The sequence below is a fragment of the Streptomyces sp. G-G2 genome (assembly GCF_030063135.1).
Classification (GTDB): domain Bacteria; phylum Actinomycetota; class Actinomycetes; order Streptomycetales; family Streptomycetaceae; genus Streptomyces.
The window spans coordinates 26,313-38,918 of the sequence record NZ_JASISO010000043.1; the positions used below are offsets into that span (position 1 = coordinate 26,313).

Annotated in this window: 12 protein-coding genes; all 12 read left to right on the forward strand. The window is 71.0% G+C overall.

Annotation, left to right across the window (positions count from 1 at the left end; all coding sequences use genetic code 11):
• Positions 1 to 7: 7 nt before the first annotated feature.
• Positions 8 to 901, forward strand: a complete 894-nt coding sequence (locus QMF80_RS28685) for an ester cyclase (protein ID WP_283458460.1) — start codon at positions 8 to 10, stop codon at positions 899 to 901.
• A 122-nt stretch (positions 902 to 1,023) separates the two neighbouring features.
• Positions 1,024 to 2,016, forward strand: coding sequence for an aldo/keto reductase (locus tag QMF80_RS28690; RefSeq protein ID WP_283458514.1), 993 nt, complete (start codon positions 1,024 to 1,026; stop codon positions 2,014 to 2,016).
• A 42-nt stretch (positions 2,017 to 2,058) separates the two neighbouring features.
• Positions 2,059 to 3,276 (forward strand): phytoene desaturase family protein, encoded by a 1,218-nt coding sequence (locus tag QMF80_RS28695; protein WP_283458462.1) that lies wholly within the window; start codon positions 2,059 to 2,061, stop codon positions 3,274 to 3,276.
• A 15-nt stretch (positions 3,277 to 3,291) separates the two neighbouring features.
• Positions 3,292 to 3,945, forward strand: a complete 654-nt coding sequence (locus tag QMF80_RS28700; protein ID WP_283458464.1) for a thermostable hemolysin — start codon at positions 3,292 to 3,294, stop codon at positions 3,943 to 3,945.
• Positions 3,935 to 5,560 carry an AMP-binding protein gene (locus QMF80_RS28705; RefSeq protein WP_283458466.1) on the forward strand — a complete coding sequence of 542 codons (1,626 nt, stop codon included), beginning with the start codon at positions 3,935 to 3,937 and terminating at the stop codon, positions 5,558 to 5,560. The genes QMF80_RS28700 and QMF80_RS28705 overlap by 11 nt, the downstream gene beginning before the upstream one ends.
• Positions 5,557 to 6,468, forward strand: a complete 912-nt coding sequence (locus QMF80_RS28710; RefSeq protein WP_283458467.1) for a TauD/TfdA family dioxygenase — start codon at positions 5,557 to 5,559, stop codon at positions 6,466 to 6,468. The genes QMF80_RS28705 and QMF80_RS28710 overlap by 4 nt, the downstream gene beginning before the upstream one ends.
• 59 nt (positions 6,469 to 6,527) lie before the next feature.
• Entirely contained in the window at positions 6,528 to 8,243 is a 1,716-nt protein-coding gene (locus QMF80_RS28715) for an MFS transporter (protein WP_283458469.1), read from the forward strand.
• A gap of 72 nt (positions 8,244 to 8,315) precedes the next feature.
• A complete protein-coding gene (locus QMF80_RS28720) occupies positions 8,316 to 8,888 on the forward strand; it encodes a cupin domain-containing protein (protein WP_283458471.1) in 573 nt (190 codons plus the stop codon).
• 120 nt (positions 8,889 to 9,008) lie between these two features.
• The gene (locus QMF80_RS28725; protein WP_283458472.1) at positions 9,009 to 9,479 is read left to right on the forward strand and encodes an ester cyclase; all 471 of its coding nucleotides are present in this window, start codon (positions 9,009 to 9,011) and stop codon (positions 9,477 to 9,479) included.
• A gap of 189 nt (positions 9,480 to 9,668) precedes the next feature.
• Positions 9,669 to 11,174: a DHA2 family efflux MFS transporter permease subunit gene (locus tag QMF80_RS28730; RefSeq protein ID WP_283458474.1), complete on the forward strand. Its 1,506-nt coding sequence runs from the start codon at positions 9,669 to 9,671 to the stop codon at positions 11,172 to 11,174.
• A gap of 151 nt (positions 11,175 to 11,325) precedes the next feature.
• Positions 11,326 to 11,928, forward strand: coding sequence for a dTDP-4-dehydrorhamnose 3,5-epimerase family protein (locus QMF80_RS28735; protein ID WP_283458476.1), 603 nt, complete (start codon positions 11,326 to 11,328; stop codon positions 11,926 to 11,928).
• Positions 11,925 to 12,572 carry an NADPH-dependent F420 reductase gene (locus QMF80_RS28740; protein WP_283458478.1) on the forward strand — a complete coding sequence of 216 codons (648 nt, stop codon included), beginning with the start codon at positions 11,925 to 11,927 and terminating at the stop codon, positions 12,570 to 12,572. The genes QMF80_RS28735 and QMF80_RS28740 overlap by 4 nt, the downstream gene beginning before the upstream one ends.
• The last annotated feature ends 34 nt before the right edge of the window (positions 12,573 to 12,606 follow it).

Consider the following 12,606-nt stretch of genomic DNA (forward strand, 5'->3'; position numbering starts at 1 on the left):
ACGGAACGTGTCGATACAAGAGACGGAGCGCACCGCGGTGAGTACCGGAGTGAGCGTCGGGGAGAGCGTCGAGGAGCGGAACAAGAAGACCATCCGCTCGGTCTTCGACACCTTCGTCAACCGGGGCGACTTCTCCATCGTCGACCGGATCTACAGCCCCGACATGATCGACCACCAGCCGCTGCCGGGCGCCCCGGAGGGTCTGGAGGGGGTCCGCTACACCATCGCCGGTCTGCGCGAGGGCTTCCCGGACCTGCACGTGACCATCGAGGACATGAGCGCCGCCGGGGACCACGTGGTCATCCACAACACCTGGCGCGGCACGCACACCGGCGAGTTCCTGGGCATGGCCCCCACCGGCCAGTTCATCGAGTTCGCGGGCGTGGTGGTGTGGCGGCTGCTGGAGAACGGGCTGATCGCCGAGCGCTGGGGCATCGGCGTGGAGTCCAACATGCTCTCGGTGCTGGGCATGCGGCGCCTGGCCCCGGCCTCGCGCGGGGCCGCCAAGGCGGCGGCCCGGCGGACGGTGAAGCCCGCGACCGTGGTGCTGGAGCTGCCCTCGGAGCGGGCGGCGCGCTGGAAGGACGTACAGGCCGAGCTGTCGGGCGAGCGCCTGCGCGAGTACGAGGCCTCCAGGCGGCGGGCGGGCATCCTCCAGGAGTCCTTCGCGGTGCAGGAACTGGGCGGCCGGGAGGTCGTGGTGCTCCAACTGGAGGCGCGCGATCCGGCCGGGGCCGCGAAGCGGCTGCGGGAGTCCGGGAACGCCTTCGACGTGTGGCTGCGCGGGGCGGCGGGCGAGGTCTTCGGGACCGATCCGTACGCGGCGCTGGCCGAGGGCCGGGCGGCCGACCAGGGGCACGGCTGGTCGTCGGTGACCACCGAACTGGTGGCGGGCGGCTGAGGACACGACGCTTCGTCAGGTCCAGTGTCTAGCTTAGGTATTGACTCTTTCATTGCTAGTTCTATAGGGCTATCAATGCTAGAGTTTCTAGGGACGAAAACAAACCGGGGAAGGCGTGGATGATGCGGCAACGAAAGCTCGGCAGCCAGGGGCTGGCGGTGTCCGAGCAGGGGCTCGGATGCATGGGCATGACCTTCGCCTACGGTCCCGCCGACGGCCAGGAGGCCCTGCGCACGGCCCACCGGGCCCTCGAACTCGGGGTGAACCTCCTCGACACCGCCGACTTCTACGGCCCGCACTCCAACGAGGAGTTCGTCGCCAAGGTCATCGCGGACCGCCGGGACCAGGTCATCGTCTCCTCCAAGGTCGGCAACGAGGTCAGCCCCGACGGGCAGATCACCGGCAAGCTCAACGGCCGCCCCGAGTACATCCGTTCCACCGTCGAGGGCAGCCTGCGCAGGCTCGGCACCGACCGGCTCGACCTCTACTACCTGCACCGGGTCGACCCCGACGTGCCCGTGGAGGAGAGCTTCGGCGCCCTGGCCGACCTGGTCGCCGCCGGAAAGGTCGGCTACCTCGGCATCTCCGAGGCCTCCGCCGCCACCATCCGGCGCGCCCACGCCGTCCACCCGCTGAGCGCCGTACAGACCGAGTACTCGCTGGCCACCCGCGACGTCGAGGCGAACGGGGTCCTCGACACCGTCCGTGAACTCGGCATCGGCTTCGTCGGCTACAGCCCCCTCGGCCGCGGCCTGCTCACCGGGCGCATCCGCAATCTCGACGGGCTCGCCGAGCACGACTTCCGCCGGGTCGCCCCGCGCTTCCAGAAGGAGAACCTCGACGCCAACCTGCACGTCGTCGAGCAGCTGGAAGTCCTCGCCGCCGTCAAGGGCATCACCACCGGCCAGCTCGCGCTCGCCTGGGTGCTCGCCCAGGGCGAGGACGTCGTGGCCATCCCCGGCACCAAGCGGGTCACGTACCTCGAGGAGAACATCGCCGCCTCCGCCGTCGTCCTCGACGCCGACGACCTCGCGGCTCTCGATCAGATCGCCCCCCACGGCAGCCTGGTGGGAGACCGCTATCCCGCAGGCGCCATGGCCACGCTCGACGGCTGAGAAACGGCCCGCGAATCCCAAAGGTGAGTGAGTGCGATAACCATGGCGAACATCACGATCATCGGCGGCGGGCTCGCCGGTCTGACCGCGGCGATATCCGCCGCCGAGCAGGGCGCCCGCGTCACCGTCCACGAGGCGCACGCCCACCTGGGCGGCCGCTCCCGCTCCGCCACCGGGCCCTACGTCACCAATGACGGACCCCACACCTTCTTCGACAACGGCCCCTGCTGGAACTGGCTGCTCCAGCGCGGCCTGGCCGGGAACTACGTCCGCCTGTCCTTCCACGAGTGGACCCGGATGCGGTTCCGCCACCAGGGCAAGCTGCGGATGACCCTGCCCGGCGGCTACATGAAGATGACCTGGATGCACCGGGACATCGAGGTCCCCATCGACCGCTCCTTCCAGGACTGGGCCAGCGAGCGCTTCGAGCAGCAGACCGTCAACGAAGCCCTCGGCTTCCTCGGCCCGATCCTCTTCGACGGGGACCCCGGCCGCCTCTCCGCCGCCTTCGTGTGGGAACGCCTGCTGCGCGTCGGCACCCCCCGCTTCCCGCTCCCCAGCCGGTACTTCATCGGCGGCTGGGGCACCGTCATCGACCGCATGGAACGCCGGGCCAAGGCCCACGGCGTGGTCATCGAGACCAACTCCCGGCTGACCGAACTGCCCACCGACGGCCCGGTCATCGTCGCCACCTCGCTCGCCGCCTCCCGCGGCCTGCTCGGCGACCCCACCCTCGACTGGCCCAGCGGCACCGCCGCCCTCCTCGACATGGCCGTCACCCACTCCAAGAAGGACGGCAACGTCTCCTTCGACATGGACGAGGGCGGCTTCACCTCGCAGTACTCCGACCACGACCCCTCCCTCGCGCCCGAAGGACAGGCCCTCTTCCAAGGCCAGATGCCGCTGCGCCCCGGCGAGTCCAAGGCCGAGGCCCTGGTCCGCCTGGAGAAGCTCTTCGACCTCACCACCCCCGGCTGGCAGGACCGCGTCCAGTGGCGCCGCGAGGGAGTCTCCCGCGGCCGCACCGGCGCCCTCGACCTGCCCGGCCTGAGCTGGCGCGACCGCCCCGCCATCGACCGCGGCGACGGGGTCTACCTCATCGGCGACGCCGTCGCCGCCCCCGGCATCCTCGCCGAGACCTCCATCAACAGCGCCCTGCACGCGGCGGAACTCGCCGTCCGGGCCCAGCCCGTGGCGCGCCGCTCGTCCGGCGCCCAGGCGGTGAGCAGGTCCGTCCTCTCGGCCCACTCGACCCTGTAAGGGGGCGCACCACACATGAGAATCACGCTGTCCGAGCGCGGTACCCCGGACTGGCAGGTCGCCAGGGAGATGGCCCGCGAGGTGTTCGCCAAGCAGTACCAGGCGACCATCAACCCCGACCCCGACGGGTTCCTCGCCTTCTTCGAAGAGGACGAGAACGGGCAGGAACAGGTCCTCGCCTGCGCGGGCCTCTCCTTCCCCGAGGACGAGCCGATCATGCTGGAGCGCTACCTCGACGCCCCCATCGAAGACGTCATCGCGGGCGAGGTCGGCGACCCGGTCGGCCGCCACCAGGTGCTGCAGATCGGCAACATCGCCTCCGTCCGCGCCTCGGCGGGCGGCGAGATCATCAAGTCCATCCCGCTGGTCATGGCGTGCCTCGGCCGCCCGTACGCGGTGATGACCATGACCGGACGGCTCGCCGAACTCATGCAGCGCCTCGGCTGCATCTTCCACCCCCTCGCCGACGCCTCGCCCGACCGGCTGGAGCCGGAGGAACTGGCCTCCTGGGGCTCGTACTACGACACCCGGCCCATGGTCGGCTACGCCAAGGCGGTCGACCAGAGCACCCTGCTGCTCGCCGCGATCGGCCGCTACTGCTTCGAATCCGTCGACATGCGGCTGCTCAGCAACCGCCCGCAGGCGAAGGTGCTGACCCGTGCCGCATGACACCCAGCCCGTCTCCCTCGCGCAGGGCCTGCTCGACCAGGCCGACAGCGACGCCGTCATGGTCCGCGTCCTGTCCGGCGAGGGCGGTACGGGCACCACCTGGAGCTACCGCGAGATCATCGGCGCGGCCCTGGTCCTCGCCGGACACCTGGAGCGCTGGGCCGCCGACAACGGCCGCCCGGCCCGGGTCGGGCTGCTCGCCGAGAACTCCCCCGAATGGGTGGTCGCCGACCTCGCCGCCCTCTTCGCCTCCGCCGTCGAAGTCCCGGTGCCCACCGCCTTCGCCGCCGAACAGGCCGCCTCCCTCCTCGACACCGCCGACCTCTGCTACGTCGACGACGGCGGCACCCGCGCCCTGGCCCGCTGGGCCGCCGACGGCGGACCCGCCGACCACGGATCCACGGTGCTCCCCGACACCTGCCCGGTCACCGCCCTCGACATCAAGGCACTGCTCGCCGACATCCCGGCGGGCGGCGCCCCCCGGCCCCGGGTCCCCGCCGAGGACGCCGTCGTCAAGGTCATCCACACCTCCGGGACCACCTCCGCGCCCAAGGGCGTCCAGATCCGCCGCCACGGCCTGGACGCGCTGCTCACCTCGCTGCGGGCCCGCACCGAAACCGCCGTCTTCGAGCGCTACCTCTCGATCGTCCCGCTGAGCCTGCTCATCGAACAGGTCGCCGGGCTCTACATGCCCTTCCTGGCCGGCGGCTCCGTCTCCTTCCTGCCGCCCGGCACCGCACTGGTCGGCACCGCCGCCGACGCCGCGCCCCGGATGCTCAGCCTGCTGCGCCAGGCCCGGCCCACCGCGCTCGTCGTACCGCCCACCGTCGCCGGACTCTTCCTCGCGCTCAGCGACCAGAACCCCGGCGAGAGCGTCCCCGAGCGGCGCCGCCGGATCTTCGGCCACGAGGGCTCCGTCTTCATCGCGTGTGGCGGCGCGCCCGTCCCCGCGGAGATCCTGGAACGCCTCGACGCGTACGGGGTCACCGTCCACGAGGGCTACGGGCTCAGCGAGAACTCCTCGGTGGTCTCCTGGAACTTCCCCGGCCAGGTCCGCTTCGGCACCGTCGGCCGCCCCCTGGACCACGTACAGGCCGAACTCGCCGAGGACGGCGAACTCCTCATCCGCAGCACCTCCCTGTTCGCCGGATACACCCGCGAGGACCCCTCCAGCGTGGTCGTCGACGAGCAGGGCAGGCTGCACACCGGAGACCTCGCCGAGATCGACGAGGACGGCTACCTGAGGATCACCGGCCGCAAGAAGAGCATGGTGATCACCTCCAGCGGCCGCAACGTGTCACCCGAATGGGTGGAAGCGCGCTACCGCGAACTCGGCTTCATCCGCGAGGCCGCCATCGTCGCCGACGGACTCGACGAGGTGCACGGCCTCTTCGTCGTCGAGGCGGGCCTCGACCAGGACGACACCCGCGCGCGCATCGACGCCTTCGGCAAGGAACGCCTCTCCGGCATCGAACGCGCCGCCGTCGTCCACCTCATGTCCGAGGACGACCCCGACTACGCCACCTGCTTCACCGTCACCGGGCGCCCGCGCCGTGACGTCATCCGCGCCCACGTGCTGCGCCACGACAAGGACACGACCAAGGAGAAGGCATGAGCACCGCAGTGAAGACCACTCCCTACGGCACCGGCAGCGGCCTGCTGGTGGAACCCGTCGAGGGCGGCAGCCTCGCGGACATCGACCCCAAGATCCTGCGCGACCTGCTCGCCGAGGCGGGGTTCCTCCTGCTGCGCGGCTTCACCCCCTCCGACATGGCCTCCTTCACCGCGCTGGTGCAGTCCACGTCCACCTCCACCACCCTCGACCCGGCCCGCGACTTCTACTCGGAGGTCGCACAGAAGGTCGACGCGGGATTCGCCGAGGTCGGACTGCACACCGAGAACGGCAACAGCCCCTTCCGGGCCCACGTCGCCTGGTTCTTCTGCGAGAAGGCCGCCTCCTCCGGCTCCCAGACCACCGTCTGCGACGGCTACCGCGTCTGGGACGCCCTCAGCCCCGAGGCCCGCGAGGCCTTCGGCGCGCAGGACATCGTCTACAGCCGCTACGTCGGCGAGCAGCAGTGGCGCGCCATGGCCCACCACCTGCTCGGCAAGACCAAGCCCGCGCAAGACATCGAGGTCGGTGAACTCCTGGCGCTGGCAAGCCAGTTGCCGGGCACCGAGATAGCGGCCGAGGAGGACGGCGGGATCCGCTACGCTTTCCGCACCCCCGCCGCCGGGACCACGATCTTCGGCGAGCGGCGCTCGTTCGCGAACAGCATCCTCGGCCCCTCCTTCAACTACGAGAAGCCGACGATCACCTTCGCCGACGGGACCGAGCTGTCCGAGCAGCTGCTGGCCGAAGTCGAGTCGGTGACGGCTCGGATCACCGAGAACCTCGAATGGCAGGACGGCGACGCCGCTGTCATCGACAACACCCGGGTCATGCACGGCCGCCGCGCCATCACCGACCCGAACCGGACCATCTACAACGCCCTGAGCTACATCGAGGCACCCGCCGCCTGACCGGACTGCGCCGCTCCCGGCCGCGCGGCCGGGAGCGGCGGCCCACCCGAGAGGGAGCCATGAACACCGAGAAGAACGCACCCCGTATCCAGGACCAGGCCGCGGCCGGGTCCTCCGAGGGAGCGGGAGACGACACCCCGCCCGACCCACGACGATGGCGCCTGCTCGTCTTCGTCGGCCTCGCCCAGTTCATGGTGCTCCTCGACACCACCGTGGTGAACCTCGCGCTGCCCGCCATCCAGTCCGACCTGAAGGCGACCGCGACCGGCATCGAGTGGGTGCTGACCTCCTACATCCTGTGCTTCGGCGGCCTGATGCTGCTCGGCGGGCGCACCGCCGACCGCTGGGGGAGGCGCCGTACGTTCCTGCTCGGCGCGGTCCTGTTCACCGCGGCCTCCTTACTCTGCGGCCTGGCCGACGGCACCGGCCTGCTCATCGCCGCGCGCGCCCTCCAGGGGTGTGGCGCGGCCTTCCTGTCCCCGGCCGCGATGTCCCTGGTCACCACCAGCTTCCCCAAGGGCAAGGAGCGCACCACCGCGCTCGCCATCTGGGCCGCGCTGGCCGGGCTCGGCGGCACCCTCGGCGTCATCGCGGGCGGCCTGATCACCGACAGCCTCAACTGGCGCTGGATCTTCTACGTCAACATCCCGTTCGGGGTCGTCGCCGTGATCGGCGTGCTGATCCTCGCGAGCGGCCGCACCGAGACCAGGAGCCGGTCCACGCCCGACATCCTGGGCGCCGTCGCCGTCACCGGCGGCCTGGCCTCCCTCGTGTACGCCATCGTCAACATCCAGGACAAGGGCTGGAGTTCGGTCCCGTTCGTCCTGGTCCCGGCTGTCGCCGCGGTGGCCCTGCTGGTCGCCTTCATCGTGGTCGAGCGCAAGGTCGCCGACCCGCTCATGCCACTTCAGCTCTTCGCCACCCGCTCCCTGGTCACCGCGGGCGTCGGCAGGATCCTGACCAGCGGGGTCCAGGCCTCCGTGCTCTTCCTGAGCAGCTACTACCTCCAGCGCAGCCTCGGCTATTCCACCCTCAAGTCGGGCTTCGCCTTCCTGCCCCTCGGCGTGATCGCCATCCTGATCACCGCCCCGGCCACCCGGATCATGCACAAGTCCGGCCCCCGGCCCGTCTACCTCTTCGGCGCCATCGGCTCCGTCATCGGGCTGATCCTGCTCACCCGCGCCCCGCACGACGGGAACTACCTCCTCGACGTCCTGCCCGCGCTGCTGATCCTCGGCGCCTCCATGCAGTGCTGCGGCATCCCCGTCAACGTGCACGGGGTCTCCGACATCCCGCAGGAGCAGCAGGGCATCGCCTCCGGAGTGCTGGTCGCCGCCTTCCAGGTCGGCGCCTCGCTCGGGGTGGCGACCGTGGCCACCAGCGCGATGACCCGCACCACCGGGGAACTCGCCGACGGGCGGCTCCCGGCGATCGCCTGGGTCGACGGACTCCACCTCGGTTTCTGGATCGCGGTGGGCATCGGCGTACTCAACCTGCTCAACGCCTTCTTCGGGCTCCCCGGCCGTCGCCGGACCGACCCTCTTGAAGCCGGAGCCGGAGCCGGAGCCGGAGCCGGAGCCGGAGCCGGAGCCGGAGCCGGAGCCGGAGCGGGAGCCGGTGCCGGAGCGGCAGCCGGTGCCGGTGCCGGTGCCGGTGCCGAAGCCGGATCCGGTGCGGGAGCCGGAGCCGCGCCCACAGCCGCGCCCACGCCCACGGCCGCGCCCACGCCCACAGCCACGGCCGGCGCCGGCGCGCCGCGCACGACCACCGTCTGACCCCTGCCCGCCCACCCCTCGACCGCCCACGTCGCTCTGACCACCCCCCCGGACACCAAGGAGAGGCATCCGATGGCACGCCCCGGAGACACCCTGCAGCTCGGACAGGACAAGCTCACCTTCCTCACCACCGCGGCCCAGACGAACGGGGCGTACGTGGAGGTCGAAGTGGAGTACGCGCCGACCGTGCTGAAGCCGCCCGTCCACTACCACCCCCGGCAGACCGAGGTCATGCAGGTCCACGGCGGCCGCATCATCCTCCAGGTGGACGGGGTCGAGCACGAGCACACCGAGGGCAGCGAGTTCTACATCCCGCCGGGCGTCCACCACTCCATGTGGAACCCGGGCCCCGAGACCACCCGGATGACCTGGCGCACCACCCCCGCCTACCAGACCGAGCGGGTCTTCGAGACCCTGTGGGGCCTGGCCAACGAGGGCCGGCTCAGCGCGGACGGCCCCAAGCTCCAGATGCCGCTGCTCGCGCTCGGCTTCCGCGACGAGTACCGGGTGATCACCGGGCGCCCCTTCGCCCTGGACATGGCGCTGTGCACCCTGCTCGCGCCGGTCGGCCTGGCCTGCGGGTACCGGCCGTACTACAAGCCGCCGCAGAGCCGGCGCACCGAGCCGGTGGCGGCCAACGCCTGAGCCCGGCCGCCGGGCACGCGTCCGACCGACCGGCCCGTCCGGTCTCGCGTTCGAGTGGTACGCGAGGTCGCGGCCCTAGCGTCTGCGACATCAAGCCGGTCGACGCGTGGAGGAACGGTCATGGCCACCGAACAGCACGAATTCACCCTGCCCGGCGCGGATCTCCCGCAGCCCGACGAGGACCTGCGCAAGCGCCGCGAAGCGGTCGTCCTCGCCCACACGGTCGCGGAGATCGCCTGGGACATCGACGGCGTGCTGGCCACCTTCCCGCGTGGCGGCATCTACCGCATCCAGGCCTTCGAAGAGGGCCCGCTGATCGGTGAAGAGGCCATCAAGAAGGGCTACTTCGCCGACCTCAAGGCGGCGTTCCCCGACCTGGAGCACGACCTGCACCACGTGCACCACACCCCCACCGCCGTGATCCTGGAGGCCCAGGCCCGCGGCGTGCAGCAGGCGGACTACCGGGGCATACCCAACCTCGGCAAGTCCATCGACGCCCCCGTCGCCGTGTTCTTCCACTTCGACGGCGACGTCCTGGTCGACGAGACGCTGTACTTCGACATGGCCACCTTCCAGCGCCAGCTCGCCTGACCGCTGCGCACGCGCGAACCCGAGCCACCCTCCCTCCGGGGAGGGTGGCTCCGTGCTGTCCGTGGGTCCACCACGAATCGAGGAGGGCTTGAGTCCGGTTCCGTAGCGTCGTGAGCGCCGACAACGGCCTGTGTCACGGATGAGTTGTGAGCATCTCCTACTGACATTGCCTCCAGAAAGGATGCTCGGATGAGCACCGTCAACCCCCCAGCCTCGGCCGGTGGAGCAAAGGGGGTGGTCTTCTGGGCCATCCTCACCACGAGCCTCGCCTCCTTCATGGCAGGGCTGGACAACCTCGTGATCATTACGGCGCTGCCCACCATCCGGGAGAAACTCGGCGGCAGCCTGACCGATCTCGAATGGACGGTCAACGCCTACACGCTGTCCTTCGCGGTCCTGATGATGTTCGGCGCCGCACTGGGCGACCGCTTCGGCAGGCGCCGCATGTTCGTCCTCGGCCTGCTGCTCTTCACGGGTGCCTCGGCCGCCGCGGCGCTCGCGCCCGGCATCAATGAACTCATCGCGTTCCGGGCCATCCAGGGCGCGGGCGCGGCGATCATCATGCCGCTGTCGGTGACCCTGCTGACCGCCGCCGTCCCCGCGGAGAAGCGCGGTACGGCCCTCGGTATCTGGGGCGCGGTCAACGGCCTGTCGATCGCGGCGGGCCCGCTCGTCGGCGGTGCGATCGTCGAGCACATCTCCTGGCAGTGGATCTTCTGGCTCAACGTGCCCATCGGCCTGGCCCTGGCCCCGATCTCCTGGCGCAAGCTCGCCGAGAGCAAGGTGGCCAACTCCCGGCTCGACGCCGTCGGCACCGTCTTGGCCAGCATCGGTCTGTTCGGCATCGTCCTCGGCCTGATCAAGGGCCACGGCGACGGCTGGACCTCCCCGGTCGTCCTCGGCTCCCTGATCGGCGGCGTGGTCGTGATGGCCGTCTTCGTGTTCTGGGAGAGCAAGACGGCACACCCGATGGTCCCGATGCGCCTCTTCAAGATCCGGGCGTTCACCGCGATCAACCTGGCCGGCACCCTGATGTCGGTCGGGATGTTCGGCGCCATCTTCCTGATGACCCAGTTCCTCCAGACCATCCAGGGCTACAGCGCGATGGAGGCCGGAGTACGGCTGCTCGCCTGGACCGCCATGCCCATGGTCGTCGCCCCCATCGGCGGCATGGTCTCCGACAAGATCGGCGGCAAGCCCGTCGTCACCCTCGGCCTCGCGATGATGACCGGCGGCATGGTCTATTGGGCCTTCATCCTCGAACCGGGCGTCTCCTACGTCGCCCAGCTGCCCTCCCTCATGATCTGCGGCGCCGGTATGGCCCTGTTCTACGCACCGCTGATGAACCTGACCATGGGCTCCGTCAAGGAGGAGGAGCAGGGCATCGCCTCCGGTGTCACGGCCGCCACCCGTGAGGTCGGCGCCGCGCTCGGTGTGGCCCTGCTGGCCTCGATCTTCAGCGCCAACGGCGGCTACGCCACCCCGCAGAACTTCGTCGACGGACTGGTCCCGGCCATGTGGGTCGGTGCCATCGCGGTGGCCCTGGCCACCCTGTCCATGCTGATCGCCCCCGGCCGCGGCAAGGGCCTCCAGCCCGAACCCGGCGCGGTGGCCGAGCGGTCCGCCCCGGCGGCGTCGTCCGCGGCCGCGCCCGCGGCCACGGCGGACAAGCCCGCCCCGGCCCCGGTACGCTGACCGGATCCCGCAAGCCGTTGGCCCCCGCGTTCCGTACGCGGGGGCCAACGGCGTACGTACCCGCTCCAGCGGGGTTCGAGCGGGGCGGCAGCCGCCGCCCCGACAATCGGACGGCCCGCTGTTCACGCCTTCGACAACGAACCGAGGAAGCATGGCAATTGAGGAGATGAAGGTCCGGGACGCCTTCCGGATCACGCCGTCGCAGCTGACCGACAACCGTGGCCGCTTCTTCGAGGCCTGGCGGATCGGCGAACTCACCGAACTGAGCGGCCAGCCCTTCACCGTCAAGCAGGTCAACTTCTCGGTCTCGTCGCGGGGCACCCTGCGCGGCATCCACGGCACCACCCTGCCCCCGGGCCAGGCCAAGCTGGTCACCTGCGTGCGCGGCGCCGCCCTCGACGTGGTCGTCGACCTGCGCGTCGGCTCCCCGACCTTCGGCATGTTCGACACCACCGTCCAGGAGGCCGACTCCGGGATCGGGGTCTACCTCGCCGACGGGCTCGGGCACGCCTTCCTCGCGCTCACCGAGGACACCTGCATGAACTACCTCTGCTCCGAGGAGTACGTCCCGGGCACCATGGTCGACATCCAGGCCCTGGACCCCGCCATCGGCATCCCCTGGAACACCACGGAGCCGCTCGTCCGCTCCGAGAAGGACGCCGCCGCGCCCACCCTGTCCGAGGCCGTGGCGCTGGGGCTGCTCCCGACGTACGAGCAGGCCGTCGCGTCGTACGGCCCCGGCCACCGCCCGTGACGGAGGTCGCCGTACTGGGCTCCGGAGCCGTCGGCACCAGCCTCGCCACGGGGCTGGCCGCGGCGGGCCACCGGGTCGTGACCGGCTCCACCCGGCCGGACCGCCCCCGCCCCGCCGACGACCCGGCGCGCGCGGCGGGCGTCCGCTTCACCGGGCACGCCGAGGCCGTCGAGAACGCCGGGATCGTCTTCAACACCACCCCCGGCGAGGTCTCGGTCGCCCTGCTCCGGGGCCTCGAACCCGCCCTGCGCGGGCGCGTCCTGGTCGACGTCTCCAACGCCGCCGAACGCAGCCCCGAGGGCTTCCCCGTCGCGCCCCTGTACCCGCACAGCAGCCTCGCCGAGGAGATCCAGCGGGTGCTGCCGGGGACCCGGGTGGTCAAGGCCCTCAACACCATGGACCACTCCGTGATGACCGACCCGCGGATCCTGCCCGCCCCCGCCACCGCCTTCCTCTCCGGCGACGACCTGCGGGCCAAGGAGGAACTGGCGGCGCTGCTCGGCGACCTGGGCTGGCCGAAGGAGTGGATCCTCGACCTCGGCGGGCTCTACACCGCGCGGGCCCTGGAGTGGACCGTGCTGATGCTGGGCCCCTTCATCACCCGGCACGGCTTCGTCCCGTTCGGGCTGGCGATCGCGCACTGAACCGAGCGAGGGCACGCGCGAGCGGCGGCCGGGG